Origin of the sequence: Micromonospora sp. NBC_00821 (assembly GCF_036347035.1) — a bacterium.
In the GTDB taxonomy this organism is placed as follows: Bacteria; Actinomycetota; Actinomycetes; order Mycobacteriales; family Micromonosporaceae; genus Micromonospora; species Micromonospora hortensis.
In genome coordinates this window covers 6860195-6881080 of sequence record NZ_CP108880.1, presented here as the reverse complement: position 1 = coordinate 6881080, position 20886 = coordinate 6860195, and the positions used below count along the sequence as shown (strand labels likewise).

The following is a 20886-nucleotide window of genomic DNA, read 5'->3' as shown; positions in this document are numbered from 1 at the left end:
ATGACTCTTCCCACCGCCGCGGGTTGCGCCGCACCGGACCAGGCCGCGCCGCTGCCGGCCAGCCTGGACCTGGAGAAGGAAACCGTCATCACCGGCGTCGTCCGCTCAACCGAGGCGGAACCGGTGCCCGGCGCGTACGTCCGGCTGCTCGACTCGACAGGTGAGTTCACCGCCGAGGTGGTCACCTCGGCCGCCGGGCAGTTCCGGTTCTTCGCCGCGCCGGGGTCCTGGACGCTGCGGGCGTTGTCCCGGCACGGCAACGGCGACACCGCTGTGACTGCCGGCCGAGGCGTCAACGAGGTTGCCGTCACCGTCGCCTGACCCACTGCTCTGATCGACCGGGGCCGGTCACCCTCACGGGGGTGGCCGGCCCCGGTCGTCTCTTCGCAGCGTCAGTAAGCTCGCATTCTGCTCTGGTTGTCGGCAGGGGCTGAGTCTGGCGGAACGACCTTGTAGTGCAGCTCCTCCAGCGCCCGAGCGGCGATGCCCGGAGCGTCGCGTACAGCAGCCAGTAGTTGGAGCTTGCGCCACTCTTCCCGACCTTCGTCGACTGCGTTTCGCCATCCCTCGACCGTGTCGACGGAGAACTCTTCCACCATGGCCTGCAGGACGTCCTCGACGCAGGGCCGAAAACGGTGCCCGCCGAGCGGGAAGTGGAACTTGGCAAGCCGCGGTACCTCGTGTCTGCGCTTACGGGCTCTCGGACGTCCGCTTGGCCCGTCCTGCATGACAAAGGCGAATTCGTCGCGGTGACCATGCACGTGAAGGTGAGCACAGGGCACGCCGGGCTGGAACTCCCGGACGTACTCGTAGCGGAACAAGGGCGCCTTTTCACCCTTGGGTGTGACATGGAGCCAGGAGCTGTCCGTGGCCAGGTGTCTGCCGCTCGAGTCCATGCAGCAGTTGAACTTGATTAGCAGGTCAAGGCGGTGCTTGTTGTCGATGTACAGCGGGAAGGTGCCGAAGTCGTCTCCCTCGACGATGCCCACCATGACGCGACCGCCGTTCCTGCCAGGCATCAGCAGCGCGGACAGGTGCTTCTCTGTCCTCACCACTCGTTGCACTCGGCTGGTTATGTCGTCGGCGAAAGCGCTGGCTCGGGCGATCAGGTCCAGAGGGACGGGGGTCCCGTCAGTCGTCATCGCCGAGCAGGTAGTCAATGGAGCGGACCATCTCGTAGACGCTGCGCTCGTCGGCGCGGAGTTCGAAGTTGCGCCCCAGGTCATACAGCGTCTCTTTGTTCATGTGGACACGCTCCAGGAGCCGCGCTCGCCACTCGCGCAGCTCCTGCGGGGTCTTGACGATGGCGGTGCCCATTGCTGGTCCTCTCGCCGTCGACGACGTCGCTGTTGGCGTCACCCTAGTGCCTCCCTCCGACGACGCGGACCGTGTTACGGATCCTCGCGTCACTAGTCCACTACCCACTGTCAATCGATGGCACCCGCTCTTTGGTTGTGCTGGTGTCGGTTCTACGACAGTTGGCGCGAGTGATGCGGCGACGCGGGCGCGAGCGGGTGGCCTTGCGGGGTGCTGGGAGAAAGTTGGGTGTTGTCGACGACGCGGACGGTCCAATCAAATCCATCGGTATGCGTCACTATCTAAGAGTGGAGACCACGGTTGGTGCGGACAGCGACGTGTCCGGTCAAAGGGTTCCGATCATCGTCTGCGTCAGCGCGGATGCCTTGATGCTTGAGCGGGTGCGGCGACAGCTCGACGGGGTTGGTCAGGTGGTGAGCTGCGAAGACCTGGTCCAGTTGCGGGCACTGCTGCTCTCGTCGCCGAGTGCCCCGACCCCGGCCGTCAGGCCGGTCCCCCCAGGGGTGGAACCGTGCGGCCTGGTGACGTGGGGTGAACTGGTCGTCGACCGGGTCGGACAGCGGGTCACCTGGCGTGGCGAGGTGCTCCCGCTGACCCCCACCGAACGGGAGTTGCTCACCCTGCTCGTCGGCCCACCGCTTGCGGTGTGGAGCTACGAACGGCTCTGCGTCTCCGCGCTGGGTGGCGCGGACACCGCAGCGCTGCAATCCACCATCAGACGGCTTCGTCGCAGGCTGCGGGGCCTGCCGGGCGGCCCGCAGGTGCACACCGTGCGGGGGATCGGCTACCGACTCGACCCGCCGCCCCGGCGAAACCACCACTGACCCGCTGTCGCTCAACCAGGGCGACCGCCTCCGCTGCCGGCCCGGCGGCGGGCGCGTGACACCATGGCCGGGTGAGCGGTGCTGTGCAGACGGGTTGGGCCTCTTCGACCGGCCCCGCCGCGCCGACACCGGCCCGGTCGCGGCGACGTTGGCTGCTGGCCGTGACAGTGGCCTGGGCCGTGCTGCTGGCCGGGCTCACCTGGATATCGGTGCGGAACGACCCGCCGACCGTGCGCGAACAGCGTTCCCTCGATCAGGCCGGGCCGGTGGTCGACCGGGCGGTCGGCGAGTTGGCTGGTGCGGCCGGTGCCGCCGGGCTGCTGGAACTGGGGCCGGCGCGGATCGCGTCCGGCTGCCGGGTCACCCCGTTCGCCGATGGGGCGAGGCTGCGGCGCGAGGTCGGGGTGCTCGCTGCCACCGGTGACGAGCGGGCCGTCCTGGTCGGCATCGCCGAGCGGCTGCCGGCGAGCTGGCGGGCCGGGGTCCGGCCCGGGGTGGACGGCCCCGAGCTGCGCGCCGACGCCGGAGACTTCGTGGCCGTCGAGGGCCGGCCGACGGTCGACGGCCGGGTGCGACTGGTCGTCGACACCGGTTGCCGACCGGTCGGCGCCGGCTACACGCCGTCCCCGGCCACCGCTGCCGGCCCGGAGGCCGCCGCCCTGACCGCCGCGCTGACGGCCCTCGACCGCACGGGTGACGCCACGTCGGAGCAGGTCACCGCGCCCTGCCCGGGCGGTGGGCTCGCCCGTACCGCGTGGTCCGTGAACGGTTCCGGCCCGGCGGCCTCGACGGCCGCGCTCGCCCCGCTGGCCGGCAACGCCCCACTGCTGGACCAACCCCCGGTGTACGCGTACCGCAGCGGTGCCGTCACGGTGCTGGCCGAGATCAGCCCGGACGCCACCCGACTGGCCGCCACCGTCGGCTGCCCGAGCTGAACCGGGCAGCCCGCTCGGGTCAACCGTCGCCCGGCTGGTCGTCCGGGTCGCGGCTGCGGCCCAACGCGTCGACCATGCCCCACCGGCCGGGGATGTCCAGCAGCTCGACCCGGCCCATCCCGGGTGGCACGGCCGGGTCGATGATCAGGTGCTCACCCTGTGGCTCCAACCCCAGCATCACCCGCAGCAGCAGCAGCGGGGTGCCGGTCGACCAGGCCTGCGGGCTGCACGCGGTCGGGTACTCCACCGGGTAGTCGGTGAGGTCCCGGGCGTAGCCGGCGAACGCTTCCGGCAGCCGACCCTCGAAGTACCGGGACGCGGCAAGCATCGTGTCGCAGAGCAACCCCGCCTCCTCCCGGAAGCCGTACCGCCACAACCCCCAGGCGATGATCGAGTTGTCGAACGGCCAGACGGTGCCCACGTGGTAACCGATCGGGTTGTACCGTCCCTCGTCCGCGGCGAGCGTCCGCACTCCCCAGCCGGAGAACAGTCGTGGCCCGAGCAGGTGCTCGACCACCTTGCCGGCGCGCGACTCGTCCACGATGCCGCTCCACAGCAGGTGCCCGATGTTCGAGGTCAGCGCGTCCACCTGCCGGCCGTCGGCGTCCAACGCGAGCGCGTAGTACTCGCGGTCGGCGATCCAGAAGTCGCTGTCGAACCGCCGTTTGAGGTCGGCGGCCTGCCGCTCCAGCTCGTCGGCGAACTCCGGGTCGTTCCAGAAGGTCCGGGCCAGCCGGGCGGCCCGGATCTTCGCGTCGTAGGCGTAACCCTGCAGCTCGCAGGTGGCCCGGGGGAAGCCGGGCAGTTGACCGTCGGCGTACGAGATGGCGTCCCAGGAGTCCTTCCAGCACTGGTTCTGCAGGCCGGTCTCCGGGTTGCGGGTCTGGTACCAGAGGTAGCCGGTGCCGAGCAGGTCACCGTAGGTGTCGATCCACTTCAGCGCCGCGCGGACCTGCGACTCCAGTTTGCGGACGAGTGCGGCGTCCCCGGTCCACCGCTCGTACTCGTCGAGCAGGATGATGAACAGGGGCGTCGAGTCGGCCGACCCGTAGTACGGCGAGTGTGGCTGCTCCTCGAAGCCGGCGGTCTCCCCGTACCGCAGCTCGTGCAGGATCTTGCCGGGTTCCTCGTCTCGGAAGTCGTCCACCCGCTGCCCCTGAAGTCCGGCCAGCATCAGGATGGTCGGCGGGACCAGCTCCGGCAGGAACGGCAGCACCTGCAACGAGGTGATGATGCTGTCCCGGCCGAACAGGGTCATGAACCAGGGAAGTCCTGCGGCGATCAGCCGTACGCCCAGGGCGATCGACTCGTAGCGCAGCGCGGCCAGGTCGTTGAGGCTGCGCCGGTACGCCCCGGCCAGCGGCTCGCAGTCGCAGCCGAGCTTCGGCGCCCGGTCGATCAGCTCCTGCTGCTCGGCCCGGATGGCGGTCGCGCTGCGGCTGCCGCCGTACGGGAGGGTGGCCCGGATGTCCTCGCCCCGGGCACCGAAGACGACACTGGACACGTGCAGCCGGGTGGTCCAGCTGTCGTTGCGGGCTACCCGGATCCGGAAGGTCAATCCGGTGTCGTCGACCTGCGCCGGCGCGGTGCTGCTGACCACCATCTCCCGGTGGAACGCCTCCCGCCGGTAGGTCAGCCGCAGCTCGTTCTCGGCGACGGTGACTGTGGTGCGGCCCCGCTTCTGCCGAGAGTTCTTGATCTCGAACAGGTCGGCGAAGTCGGCCCCGACCTCGATCCGGAGGGTGTACTCGACCTCCGCGCCGAGGTGGTTCAGCACTGTCAGCTCCTCCTCGAAGCTGCCCACGATCGCCCGGCTGCGGATCACCGACGCCTTGGCGTCCAGATAGTGCGTGGGTTCGCCCGGGGCGAGGAAGAACCTGGTGCGGTACGACTCGGCGTCGTCGACGGAGAGGGCGTGCAGCCGTTCGCCGTCCAGTGTGAGCACCCACGTGGACAGGAAGCGGGTGTCGAAGGAGAACAACCCGGTGGGGAAGTCGTAGGACGGTTCGATGTCCCCGCGCCGGTCGCTGACCAGGAAGGTGTTGCCGTCCAGAATGCTGACGAGGTCCTTCACCGAAGTCGCCCGGCTGCTCGACGGGCCGTTTCGCGGGGGTCGCGGGTGCCGGGCGGGTTCGGAAAGAACCGACGGAAGGCGAGGAAGAGCACCACGTTCCCGCTGAACGTGCTTTCGTTGCGCAGCACCGCCGCGACCCCCTGGGCCTCACCGGTGATCAGCCTCTCGAAGAGGGCCGCGCTGCTGTACCAGATCGCGTCGGCCGGGCCGCGTCCCCGGCTGACCTGCACCGACCCGGGCCGCATCCGGACCCGCCAGTGTTCGGTGCGGTGGTCCTCGCCGAGGTCGATCTGGAGGGTGCCGTCGGCCAGGCCGCCCAGGACGTCGGCGGCGCGCGACGGCAGTGCCTCGAAGAACCTCTCCGCCGCCTCGGTCACATCCGAATCGTAGGCAGCCGTCCGAGATGTCGGGTCGGTATCGGCACTCCGCTCGGATGGACCCACCGCCGCCGTGGGTCAGTAGACGAGTGCCTGCGCGCCCTCGGCCAACGCCTCCTCGACGAAGACCGCGGCACCGGCGATCCGGACCCCGGGCAGCACGTCGTCCGGGCCGATCTCCCGTCGGGCCGCGCACTGCGTGCACGCGGTCACCCGACCGCTGGTCAGGATGACGTGCAACAGCTCGGCCAGGGGCGCGGAGTGCGGCAGGTCGAACTGTTGGGCGCGACCGGGCAGTGCGAACCAGGTGGACTCACCGGTCAGCCAGAGCGAGACGTCCACCCCGGCCGCTACCGCCGTCGCGGCGACGGTGAATGCCTGCGCGCACCGCTCCGGGGCGTCAGCCCCTGCGGTGGCCTTGACGACGAGATTGCGGGCCATGTGGCCCAGCATAGGATGGCCGGGATGGTTACCGAGATCGGGTTTGTCAGCCTGCTGGTCGCTGGCCTGGGCGGGCTCGCCGGTGGCCTGGTCTACCTTGCCGTACGCATTTCGAGAGGACGTTGGTGACGCTGGTGAGCGAGAACCCGCTGCAGCCGCCGTGGCTGAACGCGCCGCCGGTCGAGGAGTACCCGTTCGAGGAGAGCCACGACCTGCGGGTCGGGCCGAAGCTGCACCCCGCGCTGGATGCCCTGCTGCCGTACGTCGGTCTGTGGCGCGGCCGGGGCAAGGGCGGTTTCCCCACCATCGACGATTTCGACTACGCGCAGGAGATCCGGATCAGCCACGACGGCCGACCGTTCCTGCACTACGAGTCGCGTGCGTGGATCCTCGACGAGGAGAGCAAGCCGGTCCGTCCGGCCGGCCGCGAGGTGGGCTGGTGGCGGCCGGTGCTGGTGGATGGGCGGGCGACCGACGAGCTGGAGGCGCTGCTGACCACCCCGACCGGGGTGATGGAGCTGCACCTGGGCAAGCGCACCGGCACGCAGCTCGAGTTCGCCACCGACGCGGTGATCCGGACTCCGACCGCCAAGGAGGTCACCGGTGGGCACCGGCTCTTCGGCATCGTCGAGGGTGCGCTGCTCTACGCCCAGGAAATGGCTGCCATGGGGCACGGGCTCAGCCCGCACCTCTCCGCCCGACTCGTCCGGGTCGGTGGCTGACCTCGACGGTCGGCGCCGGCTAGATGGGGAAACCCAGCACTGCCTGTAGGGCTGGGGTACGCGGGCAGTGAGCCCGCCGTACCCCGTCCAGCGTGTGGACCTTGGCGGCTCCGCGCAGCGACGAGGTGAACCACACGCCGTCCGCCGCCTGCAGTTCGGCGGTGCTGACCATCCGTTCGGCGGCGCTCAGGCCCAGCTCGCTCGCGTGGGCGAGCAGCCAGGCCGCTGTGGTGCCGGCGAGGATGCCGGTGCTGGCGGCCGGCACCGTGCAGAGCGTGCCGTCGGTGAGCCACACCACATTGGCGGTGGGGCCCTCCAGCGCGTACCCGTCGGAGGAGATCCAGAGCACGTCGTCCACGCCCGCCCGGCGGGCCCAGCGGCGGGCGGCGCTGTTGACCGCGTACGACGTGGACTTGATGCCGGCCGGCAGCCAGCTCAGCCCGCTGCGGGCGGCGGCGGGCAGCCCCAGCGGCAGGGTGGCCACAGTGATTCCGTCCCGCCGGGCGGCCCGGGTAGCCGCCGGCACCGGGGCCAGCGTGGCGTAGATGGTGGGCGGACCGCCGGCCTCCGGGCCTCTGGTGCAGACCAGCCGAAGTGCCCCTTCCACAGCCTCTGGCCAGCCTGTCCGCACCTGGTCCAGCAGGTCGATCAGCACGCTGGCGGGGGGCACTGACAGCTCGACGGCGGCCGCCGCCGTGGCCAGGCGGGCCAGGTGTTCGTCGCGCAGCCACGGCCGGCCGTCGCGCAGGTGCATGGTCTCGAAGAGGCCGTCGCCGTGCAGCACCCCGAGGTCGTCACCGCGGAGCACCGGGTCGCCGGGCGGCACCGGGCCACGCCCCAGGACGGCGATCCGCGCGGTCGGGTCGGCCGCGACCTTCCCGACGGACGACCTCACCATGACCGTCGAGCGTAGCGGTGATCGATCGCGGTGCGGGGAACAGCCTGGTGGCCGAACTATGATCGGACGGTGTCCGAATCCTCCCTCGCGGAAATGCTGCGGGCCCGTGGGCTGCGGCTGACGGCCCAGCGGCAGCTCGTCCTCCAGGCGGTGCTCGATCTGGGCCACGCCACCCCGGAGCAGGTGCACACCGCGGTCCGGGAGGTCGCCGCCGGCGTCAACATCACCACCATCTACCGCACGCTTGAGCTGCTGGAACGGCTCGGTCTGGTCACCCACACGCACCTGTCGCACGGCTCACCGACCTATCACGCCGCCGGTGAACACCAACACGTCCACCTGGTCTGCCGGGAGTGTGGCGCGATCGACGAGATCGATCCGGAGCTGCTGCGCCCCCTCGCCGACCAGTTGGCCGCGCAGCGCGGGTTCCGGGTGGACATCGGGCACGTGTCACTCTTCGGCGTCTGCGCACGCTGCGAGAACGGGGACCAAAAATGATCGACATCGCGGGTGCGGTGGCCGTCGAGGGCATCGACGAGGCCAGCCGTGACCAACCGGATCCGGCGCACGTAGCGGCCGGGGTGCGGGGGGTGGCCGCGCACTACGGCGACCCGCTGCGCGAGCAGCGCACGCTCGACACCGCTGTCGGTCTGGTCGACCGGTCGCATCGAGGGGTCATCGCGGTGGCCGGAGAAGAACGGGCCAGTTGGCTGCACACCGTCACCTCGCAGCACCTGAGCGCCCTCGCCGCGGGTGAGGGCACCGAGTTGCTGGTGCTGTCCCCGCACGGCCACATCGAGCAGCACGCCATGGTCGCTGAGGACGGCGAGACCACCTGGCTGGACACCGAGCCCGGCGCGACCCAGGGCCTGCTGACCTACCTGGAGAAGATGCGGTTCTTCAGCAAGGTCGAACCACGCGACGCGACGGCCGAGCGCGCGCTGTTGTCGCTGGTCGGGCCGGCGGCCATGGAGGCGCTCGGCACGCTCGGCGTGACCGGGCTCGCCGCACCGGACGTGGTAGCGGTGCCGGGTCCGAAGTTCCCGCACGGTGCCGTGCCACTTCGGGCGAGCGCTCGGTACGACGTACGACCGCTGCCGATCGGCGGCTGGGCCCGCCGTGGTCCGCTCGGGGTGGATCTGCTGGTGCCCCGGTCGGCGATGGATCAGGTGGTGGCGGAGCTGCGCGGCGCCGGCGTGCCGGTCGCGGGGCTGTGGGCGTACGAGGCGATCCGGGTGGCTGCCCGGCAGCCCCGCGTCGGGGTGGACACCGACCACCGGACCATTCCGGCCGAGGTCGACCTGATCGCCCCGGCGGTGCACCTGGACAAGGGTTGCTACCGAGGGCAGGAGACTGTGGCGCGGGTGCACAACATGGGTCGGCCGCCGCGTCGCCTCGTACTGCTGCATCTGGACGGGGTGACCACCGACCAGCCGCCGGCGGCCGGTACGCCGGTGACCCTCGACGGCCGGACGGTCGGCTTCGTCGGCACCGCAGTGCTGCACCACGAGCTGGGCCAGGTCGCGCTCGCGGTGTTGAAGCGGAACGTCTCCGATGACGCCGCGTTGCTGATCGGCGAGACCGCGGCGGCGATCGACCCGTCCTGAGCGGGCCGTCTAGGATCGCCGGCATGACGACAGGGACGTTGATCACGGTGGCCCCGACCGGCGCTGAGTCGGCCAAGGCGGAGGTGCCGGCGCTGCCGGTGACCCTCGACGAGTTGCTGCTCACCGCCAAGGAGTGCGAGGCGCTCGGCGCCGCCGTGATCCACGTCCACATCCGCGACGACGAGGCCCGGCCGACGCTCGACCCGGTGCGGCTGGCCGACACCGTGGCGGCGCTGCGGGAGAGCACCGACCTGATCGTGCAGCTCTCCTCCGGTGGTGCGGTGACCGACCCGGAGGCCGCCCGGCTCGCCGTGCTCGACGCGCGTCCGGACATGGCCTCCTGCACCATGGGCACTGTCAACTTCGGCGACGACGTCTTCCTCAACCGCTGGGAGTTCATCGTCGACCTGCACACCCGGATGCAGGAACGCGGGATCGTGCCGGAGTACGAGATCTTCGACCTCGGCCACCTGTCCGCGTTGCAGCGGTTGCTCGGCAAGTACGGGCTGCCGGCCGGCGGGCACGTGCACGTCGACTTCGTGATGGGCGTGCCGGGCGGTATGCCGGGCACCACCGAGACCCTTGTCGCGGCCCACCGGATGCTGCGGGACCTGCCCGAGGGCACCACCTTCTCGGCCACCGGCGTCGGCCGGAGCACCATCGCGGTGCTGCTGGCCTCGCTGTCGACCGGCGGGCACCTGCGGGTTGGCATGGAGGACACCGTGACGTACGCGAAGGGCCGCCCGGTGGAGTCCAACATGCAGTTGGTCGCCCGCGCTGTGGGTTTCGCCCAGCTCGCCCAGCGCCCGCCGCTGACCACCACCGAGGCCCGCGAGCTGCTCGGGCTGTAAGGCCGGGTCTGTCCCGCGCCCCTGTCACCCGGGCGGTGGACCTCCTGGTCACCCCGCCGCCGGGCACCCCCGGACCGTCGGTACCGTCCAGCGCGTGACGAAGACGTACGAGGGCGGCGCGCCGCTCGCCGAGGTGGTCCGGTCCGGGTTCGTGGAGGGTGCGCACCGTGGCTCGGTGGTGGTGCTGGACGCCGCCGGTATCGCTGTGGCGTCCGCCGGGGACGTGTCCTCGCCGATCTTCCCCCGGTCGGCGAGCAAGCCGATGCAGGCGATCGGGATGCTCCGGGCCGGCCTGGCCCTGACCGACCCGGCCGACGTGGCGCTGGTCTCGGCGAGTCACGCGGGCGAGGAATTCCATCTGACCCGGGTCGATGCCCTGCTGGAGCGCGCCGGGTTGGACGCGTCGGCGCTGCACTGCCCGCCCGACCTGCCGGTGGGCGCCGCGGCCCGGGAGGCGGTGCTTCGCGCCGGTGGCGGCCCGAGCCGGGTGCAGATGAACTGCTCCGGCAAGCACAGCGGGATGCTGCTGACCTGCCAGGCCGCCGGTTGGTCGCGGGAGGGCTACTGGCGGCCGGAGCACCCCCTTCAGCAGCGGTTGCGGGCCGCCATCGAGGAGTTCACCGGCGAGCAGGCGGCGGCCGTGGGGGTCGACGGTTGCGGCGCCCCGGTCCTCGCGGTGTCGCTGACCGGCCTGGCCGGGGCGTACCTGCGGCTGGTCGACGCGGAGCCCGGCTCGGTGCCGCGCACCGTGGCCGACGCGATGCGGGCCCACCCGGAGATCGTGGGCGGCACCCAGGCCGACGACACCCGGCTGATGCGTGGCGTCCCGGGGCTGCTGGCCAAGGTCGGTGCCGAGGGTGTGATCGCCGTGGCGCTGCCGGGCGTCGGCGCCGTCGCACTGAAGATCGACGACGGCGCCGACCGGGCCCGGATGCCGGTGCTGGTCTCCGCGCTGCGCCGGCTTGGCGTGGACGCTCCGGTGCTGACCGAGTACGCCGAGGTGCCGCTCTTCGGTGGCGGGGTTCCGGTCGGGGCGGTCCGCCCGCTCTGGTGACACCGCCGGCGGCGTCGGTGGCGGCTAGCCCAGGAAGTCGAGCAGTGCGGCGTTGACCGGCTCCGGACGCTCCAGCGGCAGCAGGTGCGCGGCGTCCGGCACGTCGGGCAGTCGTACCGCGCCGGGGACCTCGGCGGCGATCCGGTCGGCGAGCCGACTGATGTCCGGCACGTCCGCGGCACCGGCGGTGACCAGGACGGGGATCTTCAGCTCGCCGAGACGACCGATCGCCGGTGGCGACAGCTCTCCCACCTCGACCGCGCCGAGCGCCAGCTCGGCGGCGAGGGCACGCTGGTCCATCTCCTGCGCGAACGCGACCAGCTCGGTGTCGACGTCCTCCGGCTGGCGGTGCGGGCCGACCACCCAGAACCGCACCTCACCGGCCGCGCCGGCGACGAGGTCGTCCGGGTCGACCTCGCCGACCAGGCCGTCCCAGAGGTCGTTCGCCTCGTCGGACCACTCGTTGCCGGAGACCGCCGTGTCGAACAGCGCGAGCGCGCTCACCCGGTCGGGGTGGGCCAGCGCGGTGTCGATGGCGACCGCCCCACCGAAGGAGCAGCCGACCAGGGCGGCCCGGGGCAGGTCGAGCGCGTCCAACAGCCCGGCCACGTCGTCGTGGTGCGCGAACGGGGTCGGCGGGAGCTCCGAGTCTCCGTAGCCGCGCAGGTCCGGGACGATCACCCGGTGCCGGGCGGCGAGCGCGGACACCTGCCCCCGCCACATCCGCCGGTCGGCGATTCCGGCGTGCAGCAGGACGACGGGCGAACCGGTGCCGGCCTCGTCGTACGCGATGCTTGCTCCATTGACTGTGATCTTGTGCACGGACGGACCGTACGGATCGGTCGGTCGGCGCGCAAACGGGGCGCTGAGACCTTGCTAACTATGGCTAGCGTTTTGCTAGCAAAAGCTAGCGCGGGCGGTTAGCGTCGCTGTCATGGCCACACCCAAGGACCTTCCCGACGTCGGCGGGTTCATCCGCGATCTTCGGCGCAACGCCAAGATCTCGCTACGGCAGCTCGCCGAGCAGGCGGGGGTCAGCAACCCGTACCTCAGCCAGATCGAGCGCGGTCTGCGCAAGCCCAGCGCCGAGGTGCTCCAGCAACTGGCGAGCGCACTGCGGGTCTCCACGCCGGCGATGTACCTGCGCGCCGGTCTGCTCGACGACAAGGAAGGCCACGGGGTGCTCGCCGCCATCGCCGTGGACGGTGACCTGACGATGGCCCAGAAGCAGTCGCTCAGTCAGATCTACGAGACGTTCCGCCGGGAGAACACCCGGCTGGCCGAGGCCGAGGCCGAAGCCGAGACGACGCAGGCCGACCAGCCCGCCGACCTGGCCAATGTGGCCGCCACCGGCCCCACCACAGTGGGCGGCACCCCGACCGAGGCCGTGCTCGAGTCGGTAGCCGTCACCGAGGCGGGCACCGCCCCCGCCCCGGGCAGCACCAGCATCCCCCAGAAGAAGAAGGCCGCCGACGCGGCCGAAGAGGAGACGTCATGAGCGAGCCGAAGACCAACCGCATCCCCGCCCCGATCTACGCCGCAGCCGGCGCCGGTGAGCTGGCCATCGAGCAGCTGCGCAAGCTGCCGGCCGTGGTCGGCGTCCTCAGCACCCGGGTCGTCGCCGACCTGGGTGGCCGGGCTGTGCTGACCGGCTTCGAGCTGAAGCAGAAGGCCACCGAGACGCTGCGCACCGCCAACGAGACCGCCGACCTGGCGAAGCTGCGCGAGGTGGCCGACATCGACAAGCTGCGCGCCGCCGCGACCCGCAACGCCGCCCTGGTGGTCGCGGGCGCCCAGGTCGCCCAGGAGCGCGCGTTCGCCGCGTACGGCGCGCTGGTCGCCCGGGGCGAGCGGGTCGTCGGTGCCGGCGTGCTGGAGGCCGCCGAGACCGTCAACGCCGACATCGAGGCCACCGAGGCCGTGACGCCGGCCACCACCGCGGCTGTCACCACCCCCACCGCTGCGGCTCCCGCCGACGCGCCGACCCCGGCCGACGTGGCGGAGATCGCCGAGGCCAAGCCGGCCGCGGTCAAGAAGGTCGCCCGCGCGCCGAAGGCCCCCAAGCCGGCCGAGACCCCGTCGGCGAAGCTTCCCCGGGCCACCAAGCGGACCCGCCCGGCCGCCGAGTAGCCCGTCGGGTCCACGACCCCGGCGGCGTCCTTGTCGGACGTAGCCGGGGTCGTGGACATAAACTGGCCGACATGGCCAACGCCGCGCCGATCTTCGCCTTTGCCGTCCGTGACGTGATCGAGCTGATCCTGCTCGTCTTCGCGCTGATCGTTCAGGGCGTCGCCCTGGTGCACGCCGTCACGCAGCGCTCCGACGCCTTCCCCGCCATCGGGACGCTGCCCAAGGGCGGTTGGATCGCCATCCTGGCGGTCTGCCTCGTGCTCACCCTGCTCGGCTTCGGTCCGATCAGCCTCTTCGGACTGGTCGGCATCGCCGCCGGTCTGATCTACCTGCTCGATGTCCGGGTCGGTCTGCGCGACCTGAGCGACGGCAAAGGGTTCTGGTGAGAGGTTTTCGCTGGCCGCCCCCACCCGACAGCGGGCCCCGCACCTGGGGGCCCGGGCCGGGTGGGCCGCGTACCGGCCGGCCGGCACTGCCGGAGCCGGAGACCGAGCTGGTCGACACCCCGCACGGCGTACGGCTGGAGCGGCTGGTCACCGGCACCGGTGATCCGGTCACCGTGTTCGCGCACGGGCTGGGCCACGGCATCGCCACCACCCGACCGTTCGGCAGTGGAGTGAACGGCCGCAAGGTGTTCTTCCAGTTCCGTGGGCACGGCCGCTCCGAAGCCCCGGACGGGCCGTGGGACTACCTGGACCTGGCCCGGGATCTGCGGGCGATCGCCGACCTCGGTGGCGCCAGCCGGGCGTTCGGCGCGAGCCTCGGCGCGGGTGCCCTCTGCCGGCTCCTCGTGGAGAGCCCGGAGCGTTTCGACAAGCTTGTCTTCTTCCTGCCGGCGGTCCTCGACGAGCCACGCGGGCCGATCGCCCGCGAACGCGTCACCGACCTGCTGGAGGCGGTGGAGAGCGGGGACGCCTCGGCGGTCGCCGACATCGTCACGCTGGAGTTGCCCCCGGCGGTGCGCAACACCCCGGCCGGCTGGGCCTACCTGCGACAACGGCTCGACCAACTGCTCCGCGACGGTCTCGCCGACGGTCTGGCCACGCTCACCGACCAGACACCGCTGCGCCAGATCGGTGACCTGACGGGCGTCACCGCGCCGGCGCTGGTGATCGGTTGCGCGGGCGACGACCTGCACCCGGTCGAGGTCGCCGAGCGGCTCGCCGTCGCGCTGCCCCAGGCCACCCTGCACGTGTACGACAGGCCCGGCGTGCTCTGGACGGAACGCGCCGATCTGCGGGACCGCATCTCCGGCTTCCTGAACGAGTAACCTGCCCTGTCATGGGCGTCACACAGCACGGCCGCACGCACCGGCTGGACCTTGCCGACCCGACACTGCGCGAATGGACGTGCACGGTCCTGCACTCCGACGCGGAGCAGGGCATCGTGCTGGACCGTTCGGCGTTCTACCCGGGCGGCGGTGGTCAACCACCCGACCACGGCGTGCTGCTCTGGCAGGGCGTACAGACCCGCATCGTCGGCACCCGCAAGGGCGACGACCCCTACCTGATCCCCGCCGAGGGTGACCCGCTACCGCCGGTCGGCACCGAGGTCGCCGGCGCGGTGGAGGACGAGCGCCGCACCCGGCTGATGCGTACCCACTCGGGCCTGCACGTGCTCTGCGGTGTGGTGTTCCGCGACTTCGGCGCGCTCGTCACGGGGAACTCCATGGAACCGGGTGAGGCCCGGATGGACTTCAACCTTCCCGAGGTGCCCCCGGATTTCAAGAGCCGCATCGAGGAGCTGGTCAACGCCGAGGTGGCCGCCGACCGCTCGGTCGCCACCCGGGTGCTGCCGCGCACCGAGGCGCTGGCCCTGCCGGACATCATCCGCACCCAGTCCAACCTCATCCCGCCGGACGAGCAGGAGGTCCGGATCGTCGACATCGTCGGGCTGGACGTGCAGGCCGACGGCGGCACCCACGTCGCCTCCACCGCCCAGATCGGCAAGGTCCAGGTGGTCAAGGTGGAGAGCAAGGGCCGGGCCAACCGTCGGGTCCGGGTCCGACTGGTCGACTAGATCGAGTACCGAATTCGGACGTCGGTTGTCAGGTATTCCTGACAACGTCGCAGGCATGACACAACCGCTCACAGGAAAGATCGCGCTCGTCGCCGGTGCCACCCGTGGTGCCGGGCGGCAGATCGCCGTTCAGCTCGGCGCGGCCGGAGCCACTGTCTACGCCACCGGTCGCAGCTCCCGGGCCGGCCGCTCCGAGATGGACCGGCCGGAGACCATCGAGGAGACCGCCGAGCTGGTCAGCGCGGCCGGTGGCACCGGCATCGCCGTTCAGGTCGACCACCTGGTGCCCGAGCAGGTCCGCGACCTGGTTGCCCGGATCGACGCCGAGCAGGGCCACCTCGACGTGCTGGTGAACGACATCTGGGGCGGCGACCCGCTGGTCACCTGGGACAAGCCGGTCTGGGAGCAGCCACTCGACGCCGGCTTCCGTACCCTGCGACTGGCAGTCGACACGCACATCATCACCAGCCACTTCGCCCTGCCGCTGCTGATCCGCAAGCCCGGCGGGCTGGTGGTGGAGATGGGCGACGGCACCAAGGCGTACAACGACGAGAACTACCGACTGTCGGTCTTCTACGACCTCGCCAAGGTCTCGGTCAACCGGCTCGCCTTCAGCCAGGCGCACGAGCTGAAGCCACACGGCTGCACGGCCGTGGCGCTCACCCCCGGCTGGATCCGTTCCGAGGCGATGCTGGAGCACTTCGGCGTGACCGAGGAGAACTGGCGCGACGGGGCCGCCACCGACCCGAACTTCCTCATCTCGGAGACCCCGGCCTTCGTCGGCCGGGCGGTGGCCGCGCTCGCCGCCGACGAGGAAAAGGCCCGCTGGAGCGGCACGTCCGTCGACGCCGGCACGCTGTCCAAGGTGTACGGCTTCACCGACCTCGACGGCAGCCAACCCGAGGGTTTCCGCTACATCACCGAGGTGGTCGACGCGGGCAAGCCGTCGGACGTGACCGGCTACCGGTAGAGCGCGGCGAGCCGTTCGGCGCTCTCCGCGAACAACCGCCGCAGCTCGGGCGGGTCGATGACCTCGACCTCGGGGCCGAGCCCCAGCAGTTGGCGGTACGCCACCGGGACCGACTCGACGGGCAGCCGGGCCACCACCCAGCCCTGCCCGTCGGGTGGGCCGGCGGCGGCGACCAGTTCGTCGTACACGAAGGGGGCATCGACCAGGTGCCGGAGCTGGCGCAGGCCGGCGGGGCTCAGCCGGACGGCGACCTCGGCCCGCAGCATGGTCCGCAGAAACGACCCGGCCTGCTCGCGCCAGTGCCCGGCCAGGTCGAAGCCCTCGTCGCGGTCGAAGTGCTCGTCGCCCACCTCGACACCGGTGACCCGGTCCACCCGGTAGGTGCGCACATCGTCGCCGACCCGGCCGACCAGATACCAGACCGCGCTCTTGAGCACCAAGCCGTACGGCTGGACCTGGCGGGTCACCTCCCGGTCGCCGCGTCGGTAGCGAAGCGCCACCACCCGGTCGCCCCAGACCGCCCGGGCCAGCTCGGGCAGCCAGAGCGGTGGCGTGGTCTCCCGGAACCAGCCCGGCACGTCCAGGTGGAACCGCTGCCCGGCACGGGCCGGCGCGTCGCGCAGGGCAGGTGGCAGCGCGGCGAGCACCTTCAACTCGGCGGACGCGACAGCGTCGGCGAGCCCCATCTCGCCGGCCGGTCCGGGCAGCCCGGCGAGGAAGAGCGCCTCCGCCTCGTCCCGGGTCAGCCCGGTCAGTCGGGTGCGGTACCCGCCGAGCAGGCGGTAACCGCCGGCACGCCCCCGGTCGGCGTAGACCGGCACGCCCGCCGCCGAGAGCGCCAGAACGTCCCGATAGACGGTCCGCTCGGAGATCTCCAACTCCCGCGCCAGCTCGCTCGCGGTCATCGACCCGCGCGACTGCAACAGCAACAGCAAAGAGATCAGTCGGGACGCGCGCATCTGCCCATCCTGCCCGGTGCCGCTCACCGCCCGCCGGGCGTCAGCAACCCCCGGTCGTACGCGGTGGCCACCGCAGCAGCCCGGTCGTTGACCCCGAGCTTGGCGTACAAGTGCAGCAGGTGCGTCTTGACTGTGGCCTCGCTGATGAACAGGCGGGTCGCCGCCTCCCGGTTGGAGGCACCGCGGGCCACCAGGGTGAGCACCTCCAACTCCCGTTGACTGAGCGGCTCCTCCGCGGGAGCGCGCAGCCGGCCCATCAGCCGGCCGGCGACGCTGGGCGCGAGCACCGACTCACCCCGGGCAGCAGCCCGGACCGCCCGAACCAGGTCCTCCCGAGGTGTGTCCTTGAGCAGGTAGCCGGTCGCGCCGGCCTCGATCGCCGGCAGCACGTCAGCGTCCGTGTCGTAGGTGGTGAGCACCAGCACCCGGGCGGTGCTGCCGGCACGAGCCAGCCTGCCGATGGCGGTCACCCCATCCATGCCGGGCATCCGCAGATCCATCAGCACCACGTCCGGCAGCAGCGTCGCGACCAGGGCCAACGCCTCCGAACCGTCCGCCGCCTCGCCCACCACCTCGAAATCGGGGTCACCGGTGAACATCCCCCGCAGGCCGTCCCGCACCACCGGATGGTCGTCGACGATCAGCAGCCGAACCGGGGCGGTCAACCGGCACCTCCGGGTAGCGCGGGGACGGACGCCGAGATGGCGGTGCCGCCGCCCGGCTCGGATTCGACTGCCAACTCGCCACCGACCCTCGTCACCCGTTGCCGCATGGCGGTCAGCCCGTACCCGCCGCCCGGCTCACGGGGCAGCGGCTGGTCGGTGAGGTCGAAACCCGCCCCGTCGTCGCGGACGTCGAGCGTGACCACGTCCGCCATGTACGACAGGGTCAGCCCGACCCGCGACGCGGCGGCGTGCCGGGCCACATTGGACAGCGCCTCCTGGGCGGCCCGTAGCAGTGTCACCTCGACCTCAGGGTGCAGTGGGCGGGGGGTGCCGGTGGTGGCCACGTCGGCCCGCACCCCGTTCAGGGCCGACCAGCGCCCGCCCAGATCGACGAGGGCGTCCGGTAGTCGGGCCGTCTCCAACGGTTCCGGACGGACCGCCTGTACCGAACGGCGGGCCTCGGTGAGGCTCTCCCGGGCCAGGGCGAGCGCGTTGTCGACGTGCCGACGCCAGTCGGCGGACCGGTCGCGGGTCTGCTCGGCCGCCTCCAACTGGGTGATGATGCCGGTCAACCCCTGCGCCAGGGTGTCGTGGATCTCGCGCGCCATCCGTTGCCGTTCGTCCAGCACGCCGGCCTCCCGGGCCTGGGTGAGCAGTTGGGCGTGCAGCCCGGCGTTCTCACTGGCCGTCTCGGTGAGTTGGCGATTGGTCTCGCCGAGTTCCGCCACCAACCGTTTGCGTTTGGCGTCCTCCTGTTCGGCGATCATCGCGAACCAGGTCACCGAGCCGGCCACCACCAGGTTGAACAGCACCAGCACCAGCCAGAGTGGCAGGTGCGACGTCACCACCGACAGACCGCCGCCCTGCGACGTGGCGACGAGGGCGGCAGTGGTGACCACGCCGGCGACCCGCCAGCGCCCGGGCAGCACCGGAAAGGCGTGGATGTAGCCGATCCAGGCGAAGAAGCCGTACCACGGGCTGGCGGCCACCAGTGCGGCGGCGAACGTGAGCAGGCCGGCGTAGTAGACCGCCATCAGCGTGCGCCGACTCTGCCAGCCGGGGTGCAGTGTGACGAACCAGGCGACCCAGCATCCGGCCGCCACGGCGATGGCGAGGGTGGGCAGTGCCCCAAGATGAGCGGGCGCCGGTGCGACGAGGGCCAGCAGGGTGCCCAGGGTCAGCCCGCCGAAGGGGAACACCCGATAGAGGCTCGCCTCGCGTTCCCGCCAACTGGCCAGACGGTCGTGCCCACCGTTGCAGGTCATCGCATCTCCGCTCACTCCCAGCGGAACAGTTTCGCCGCGCTGGCGCCGGCCGCCACGGCGATCACCGCCATTATCCCCAGGTGCAGCGGCTGCGGCGGGGTGCCGGTCCAGGCGTCGAGGAGTGCCTGCACCCCGGGCGGCGTGTAGTCGCCGATCCGCGCCACGACGTCCGGGAGCAGGAACCGAGGCAGGTAGACCCCGCCGAAGAACATGGTCACCAGGAACAGCGGCACGGCCAGGGCCTGGGCCGCCTTCGTCGTGCGGGCCACGGCGGCGACCAGCAGGCCGAGCGACAACAGCGCGGCCGTGCCGAGGATGAACGCCAGCGTGAAGCCGAGCGGGTGCCGGGGGAACGGCACCCCGAACGCGAGCCGGGCGACGACGATGAGCAGCAGCGCGCTGGCCAGGATCCCGGCCAGGGCCAGCACCAGTTGGGCCGCGAGCAGAGCCGCCGGGTGCGCCGGGGTGGTCGCCAGCCGACGCAGGACGCCGCGTTCCCGGTAGGTGGCCAGCACCGAAGGCAGGATGTTCACCCCGACCATGGCGAGGGTGACCACCAGCAGCGACGGAGCGAAGTAGCTGACGAAGGTCTGCCCGTCGAAGGTCGGGTCCGGCTTGCGCAGCGAGGGGATCAGCCCGAGCACCACCAGGATCAGGGTCGGCAGTCCGATCGTGGTGAGGAGCGTCGGCAGGTCCCGGAGGTAGAGCCGCGCCTCGGTCTTCAGGATGTTGCGAAAGGCGTGCATGCCGGCTCCCTCTCAGTTGGCGGGCCGGTGCCCGGTCAGCTCGACGAAGGCGTCGTCGAGGGTGGACTGCTCCAGCCGCAGGTCCGCGGCGACGATCTGGTGGCGGGCGAGCACCGAGGTGACGGCGTGCAGCAACTCACCGGTGCCGGTCACCACCACCTGACTGCCGGTGCGCTGCACGGCGGACACCTCGGGCAGGTCGGTGAGGAGTCGGTCGTCGACCGGAGCCGAGGGCCGGAACCGGATCCGCTGCTCCGGAGCCACAGACGACACCAGGCCCGCCGGGCTGTCCAGGGCGACCACCCGACCCCGGTCGATCACCGCGACCCGGTCGCAGAGCCGCTCGGCCTCCTCCATGAAGTGGGTGACCAGCACGATCGTCACCCCGCTGTCGCGGACCTGCTCGATGAGGCCCCAGGTGTCCCGGCGGGCCTGCGGGTCCAGCCCGGTGGTCAGCTCGTCGAGGATGGCGATCTCCGGGTTGCCCACCAGGGCCAGCGCGATGGAGAGCCGCTGCTTCTGACCGCCGGAGAGCTTCTTGTACGCGGTGTTCCGCTTGTCGCCGAGGCCCAGCCTGTCGATCAGCTCGGCCGGGTCGGCGGGGTTGCTGTAGAACGAGGCGTACAGCTCCAGCGCCTCGGCCACCCGCAACCGGTCCGGCAGTTGACTCTCCTGGAGTTGCACCCCGACCCGCTGGCGTAGCTGGGCCGCGTCCCCGCGAGGGTCGAGCCCGAGGACCGACACCCCGCCCCCGTCGGGGACACGCAGCCCGGCGACACACTCCACCGTGGTGGTCTTGCCGGCGCCGTTCGGACCGAGGACGCCGAAGATCTCCCCGGCCTCCACGGCGAGCGACACGTCGTCCACCGCCACCAGGTCGCCGTACCGCTTCTTCAGGTGGGTCACCTCGATGACCGGCATCGTGCCGCCTTCCGCCGCCGCTGACTTCGTACCCCTCAAGGGTTGTCGGGGTGGCCCGCCGGCGAATCGACCGGTCAGCGACGAACCTCGGCGTCCCCGGTGGATCACCGC

The 20886-nt window shown here is 71.6% G+C and carries 27 protein-coding genes; 15 read left to right on the top strand and 12 right to left on the bottom strand.

From position 1 onward, the window contains the following. A complete protein-coding gene (locus OHB44_RS31580; protein ID WP_238683109.1) occupies positions 1-321 on the top strand; it encodes a DUF1416 domain-containing protein in 321 nt (106 codons plus the stop codon). 71 nt (positions 322-392) lie between these two features. On the opposite strand, the gene OHB44_RS31575 is transcribed toward OHB44_RS31580, so the two are convergent. Then, entirely contained in the window at positions 393-1142 is a 750-nt protein-coding gene (locus tag OHB44_RS31575) for a hypothetical protein (protein ID WP_330439097.1), read from the bottom strand. After that, positions 1132-1317 (bottom strand): hypothetical protein, encoded by a 186-nt coding sequence (locus tag OHB44_RS31570; RefSeq protein ID WP_266304331.1) that lies wholly within the window; start codon positions 1315-1317, stop codon positions 1132-1134. The genes OHB44_RS31575 and OHB44_RS31570 overlap by 11 nt, the downstream gene beginning before the upstream one ends. Positions 1318-1685: 368 nt before the next feature. On the opposite strand from OHB44_RS31570, the gene OHB44_RS31565 reads away from it, so the two are divergent. After that, the gene (locus tag OHB44_RS31565) at positions 1686-2141 is read left to right on the top strand and encodes a winged helix-turn-helix domain-containing protein (RefSeq protein WP_330439094.1); all 456 of its coding nucleotides are present in this window, start codon (positions 1686-1688) and stop codon (positions 2139-2141) included. A 71-nt stretch (positions 2142-2212) separates the two neighbouring features. Next, a complete protein-coding gene (locus tag OHB44_RS31560; protein WP_330439092.1) occupies positions 2213-3076 on the top strand; it encodes a hypothetical protein in 864 nt (287 codons plus the stop codon). A gap of 19 nt (positions 3077-3095) precedes the next feature. Here OHB44_RS31560 and OHB44_RS31555 read toward each other — a convergent pair whose 3' ends face one another. From OHB44_RS31555 to OHB44_RS31545, 3 genes are all read right to left on the bottom strand, one after another. Further along, positions 3096-5150 (bottom strand): amylo-alpha-1,6-glucosidase, encoded by a 2055-nt coding sequence (locus OHB44_RS31555; RefSeq protein ID WP_330439090.1) that lies wholly within the window; start codon positions 5148-5150, stop codon positions 3096-3098. Beyond that, entirely contained in the window at positions 5147-5527 is a 381-nt protein-coding gene (locus OHB44_RS31550) for an SCP2 sterol-binding domain-containing protein (RefSeq protein ID WP_330439089.1), read from the bottom strand. Before OHB44_RS31550 ends, OHB44_RS31555 begins: the two co-directional genes overlap by 4 nt. Positions 5528-5605: 78 nt before the next feature. After that, a complete protein-coding gene (locus tag OHB44_RS31545; protein WP_124820325.1) occupies positions 5606-5980 on the bottom strand; it encodes a DsrE family protein in 375 nt (124 codons plus the stop codon). Positions 5981-5992: 12 nt separating this feature from the next. Between OHB44_RS31545 and mtfM the strand changes: the two genes are divergently transcribed. Beyond that, positions 5993-6097: a small membrane protein MtfM gene (gene mtfM, locus OHB44_RS31540; protein ID WP_030327764.1), complete on the top strand. Its 105-nt coding sequence runs from the start codon at positions 5993-5995 to the stop codon at positions 6095-6097. A gap of 2 nt (positions 6098-6099) precedes the next feature. Next, on the top strand, positions 6100-6690 hold the full coding sequence (locus OHB44_RS31535) for an FABP family protein (RefSeq protein ID WP_238683146.1): 591 nt from the start codon (positions 6100-6102) through the stop codon (positions 6688-6690). A gap of 19 nt (positions 6691-6709) precedes the next feature. On the opposite strand, the gene OHB44_RS31530 is transcribed toward OHB44_RS31535, so the two are convergent. Beyond that, positions 6710-7588: an aminotransferase class IV gene (locus OHB44_RS31530; RefSeq protein WP_330439084.1), complete on the bottom strand. Its 879-nt coding sequence runs from the start codon at positions 7586-7588 to the stop codon at positions 6710-6712. Between the two features lie 69 nt (positions 7589-7657). On the opposite strand from OHB44_RS31530, the gene OHB44_RS31525 reads away from it, so the two are divergent. The 4 genes from OHB44_RS31525 (at position 7658) to OHB44_RS31510 (ending at position 11100) form a co-directional block, all read left to right on the top strand. After that, the gene (locus OHB44_RS31525; protein WP_238683115.1) at positions 7658-8086 is read left to right on the top strand and encodes a Fur family transcriptional regulator; all 429 of its coding nucleotides are present in this window, start codon (positions 7658-7660) and stop codon (positions 8084-8086) included. Further along, positions 8083-9195: a CAF17-like 4Fe-4S cluster assembly/insertion protein YgfZ gene (ygfZ, locus tag OHB44_RS31520; RefSeq protein WP_238683116.1), complete on the top strand. Its 1113-nt coding sequence runs from the start codon at positions 8083-8085 to the stop codon at positions 9193-9195. The genes OHB44_RS31525 and ygfZ overlap by 4 nt, the downstream gene beginning before the upstream one ends. A gap of 23 nt (positions 9196-9218) precedes the next feature. After that, positions 9219-10046 carry a 3-keto-5-aminohexanoate cleavage protein gene (locus OHB44_RS31515; RefSeq protein WP_210782456.1) on the top strand — a complete coding sequence of 276 codons (828 nt, stop codon included), beginning with the start codon at positions 9219-9221 and terminating at the stop codon, positions 10044-10046. A gap of 94 nt (positions 10047-10140) precedes the next feature. Further along, positions 10141-11100, top strand: a complete 960-nt coding sequence (locus OHB44_RS31510; RefSeq protein WP_330439080.1) for an asparaginase — start codon at positions 10141-10143, stop codon at positions 11098-11100. Positions 11101-11124: 24 nt separating this feature from the next. Here the strand turns inward: OHB44_RS31510 and OHB44_RS31505 are convergent, their stop codons facing one another. Beyond that, positions 11125-11922: an alpha/beta fold hydrolase gene (locus tag OHB44_RS31505; protein ID WP_330439079.1), complete on the bottom strand. Its 798-nt coding sequence runs from the start codon at positions 11920-11922 to the stop codon at positions 11125-11127. Between the two features lie 112 nt (positions 11923-12034). Between OHB44_RS31505 and OHB44_RS31500 the strand changes: the two genes are divergently transcribed. From OHB44_RS31500 to OHB44_RS31475, 6 genes are all read left to right on the top strand, one after another. Next, on the top strand, positions 12035-12598 hold the full coding sequence (locus OHB44_RS31500; protein WP_330439078.1) for a helix-turn-helix domain-containing protein: 564 nt from the start codon (positions 12035-12037) through the stop codon (positions 12596-12598). Then, positions 12595-13230, top strand: a complete 636-nt coding sequence (locus OHB44_RS31495) for a hypothetical protein (protein ID WP_238683120.1) — start codon at positions 12595-12597, stop codon at positions 13228-13230. The genes OHB44_RS31500 and OHB44_RS31495 overlap by 4 nt, the downstream gene beginning before the upstream one ends. 71 nt (positions 13231-13301) lie before the next feature. Beyond that, positions 13302-13616 (top strand): DUF2516 family protein, encoded by a 315-nt coding sequence (locus OHB44_RS31490; protein ID WP_121653557.1) that lies wholly within the window; start codon positions 13302-13304, stop codon positions 13614-13616. Beyond that, a complete protein-coding gene (locus tag OHB44_RS31485) occupies positions 13613-14500 on the top strand; it encodes an alpha/beta fold hydrolase (protein WP_238683121.1) in 888 nt (295 codons plus the stop codon). The genes OHB44_RS31490 and OHB44_RS31485 overlap by 4 nt, the downstream gene beginning before the upstream one ends. An 11-nt stretch (positions 14501-14511) precedes the next feature. After that, complete coding sequence (locus OHB44_RS31480; protein WP_330439077.1) at positions 14512-15249, top strand: alanyl-tRNA editing protein; 738 nt, start codon at positions 14512-14514, stop codon at positions 15247-15249. A 55-nt stretch (positions 15250-15304) separates the two neighbouring features. After that, positions 15305-16219, top strand: coding sequence for an SDR family oxidoreductase (locus OHB44_RS31475; RefSeq protein WP_238683123.1), 915 nt, complete (start codon positions 15305-15307; stop codon positions 16217-16219). Here the strand turns inward: OHB44_RS31475 and OHB44_RS31470 are convergent. The 5 genes from OHB44_RS31470 to OHB44_RS31450 are packed head-to-tail and all read right to left on the bottom strand — an operon-like array spanning position 16210 to position 20775. Further along, positions 16210-17178: a helix-turn-helix transcriptional regulator gene (locus OHB44_RS31470; RefSeq protein WP_330439075.1), complete on the bottom strand. Its 969-nt coding sequence runs from the start codon at positions 17176-17178 to the stop codon at positions 16210-16212. The genes OHB44_RS31475 and OHB44_RS31470 overlap by 10 nt on opposite strands. A gap of 23 nt (positions 17179-17201) precedes the next feature. After that, positions 17202-17843, bottom strand: coding sequence for a response regulator (locus OHB44_RS31465; RefSeq protein WP_266304340.1), 642 nt, complete (start codon positions 17841-17843; stop codon positions 17202-17204). Beyond that, complete coding sequence (locus tag OHB44_RS31460) at positions 17840-19108, bottom strand: sensor histidine kinase (protein WP_238683125.1); 1269 nt, start codon at positions 19106-19108, stop codon at positions 17840-17842. Before OHB44_RS31460 ends, OHB44_RS31465 begins: the two co-directional genes overlap by 4 nt. A gap of 11 nt (positions 19109-19119) precedes the next feature. Continuing rightward, positions 19120-19854: an ABC transporter permease gene (locus OHB44_RS31455; protein ID WP_238683126.1), complete on the bottom strand. Its 735-nt coding sequence runs from the start codon at positions 19852-19854 to the stop codon at positions 19120-19122. 12 nt (positions 19855-19866) lie between these two features. Next, a complete protein-coding gene (locus tag OHB44_RS31450; protein ID WP_238683127.1) occupies positions 19867-20775 on the bottom strand; it encodes an ABC transporter ATP-binding protein in 909 nt (302 codons plus the stop codon). Between the last annotated feature and the right edge of the window lie 111 nt (positions 20776-20886).

What these genes read in the sequence shown, in the direction of transcription:
- OHB44_RS31455 (WP_238683126.1), bottom strand. Translation starts at nt 19,854, where the DNA reads ATGCACGCCTTTCGCAACATCCTGAAGACCGAGGCGCGGCTCTACCTC.
- OHB44_RS31490 (WP_121653557.1), top strand. Translation starts at nt 13,302, where the DNA reads ATGGCCAACGCCGCGCCGATCTTCGCCTTTGCCGTCCGTGACGTGATC.
- mtfM (WP_030327764.1), top strand. Translation starts at nt 5,993, where the DNA reads ATGGTTACCGAGATCGGGTTTGTCAGCCTGCTGGTCGCTGGCCTGGGC.
- OHB44_RS31475 (WP_238683123.1), top strand. Translation starts at nt 15,305, where the DNA reads ATGACACAACCGCTCACAGGAAAGATCGCGCTCGTCGCCGGTGCCACC.
- OHB44_RS31480 (WP_330439077.1), top strand. Translation starts at nt 14,512, where the DNA reads ATGGGCGTCACACAGCACGGCCGCACGCACCGGCTGGACCTTGCCGAC.
- ygfZ (WP_238683116.1), top strand. Translation starts at nt 8,083, where the DNA reads ATGATCGACATCGCGGGTGCGGTGGCCGTCGAGGGCATCGACGAGGCC.
- OHB44_RS31450 (WP_238683127.1), bottom strand. Translation starts at nt 20,775, where the DNA reads ATGCCGGTCATCGAGGTGACCCACCTGAAGAAGCGGTACGGCGACCTG.
- OHB44_RS31570 (WP_266304331.1), bottom strand. Translation starts at nt 1,317, where the DNA reads ATGGGCACCGCCATCGTCAAGACCCCGCAGGAGCTGCGCGAGTGGCGA.
- OHB44_RS31515 (WP_210782456.1), top strand. Translation starts at nt 9,219, where the DNA reads ATGACGACAGGGACGTTGATCACGGTGGCCCCGACCGGCGCTGAGTCG.
- OHB44_RS31565 (WP_330439094.1), top strand. Translation starts at nt 1,686, where the DNA reads ATGCTTGAGCGGGTGCGGCGACAGCTCGACGGGGTTGGTCAGGTGGTG.
- OHB44_RS31545 (WP_124820325.1), bottom strand. Translation starts at nt 5,980, where the DNA reads ATGCTGGGCCACATGGCCCGCAATCTCGTCGTCAAGGCCACCGCAGGG.
- OHB44_RS31575 (WP_330439097.1), bottom strand. Translation starts at nt 1,142, where the DNA reads ATGACGACTGACGGGACCCCCGTCCCTCTGGACCTGATCGCCCGAGCC.
- OHB44_RS31580 (WP_238683109.1), top strand. Translation starts at nt 1, where the DNA reads ATGACTCTTCCCACCGCCGCGGGTTGCGCCGCACCGGACCAGGCCGCG.
- OHB44_RS31530 (WP_330439084.1), bottom strand. Translation starts at nt 7,588, where the DNA reads ATGGTGAGGTCGTCCGTCGGGAAGGTCGCGGCCGACCCGACCGCGCGG.
- OHB44_RS31495 (WP_238683120.1), top strand. Translation starts at nt 12,595, where the DNA reads ATGAGCGAGCCGAAGACCAACCGCATCCCCGCCCCGATCTACGCCGCA.
- OHB44_RS31470 (WP_330439075.1), bottom strand. Translation starts at nt 17,178, where the DNA reads ATGCGCGCGTCCCGACTGATCTCTTTGCTGTTGCTGTTGCAGTCGCGC.
- OHB44_RS31500 (WP_330439078.1), top strand. Translation starts at nt 12,035, where the DNA reads ATGGCCACACCCAAGGACCTTCCCGACGTCGGCGGGTTCATCCGCGAT.
- OHB44_RS31460 (WP_238683125.1), bottom strand. Translation starts at nt 19,108, where the DNA reads ATGACCTGCAACGGTGGGCACGACCGTCTGGCCAGTTGGCGGGAACGC.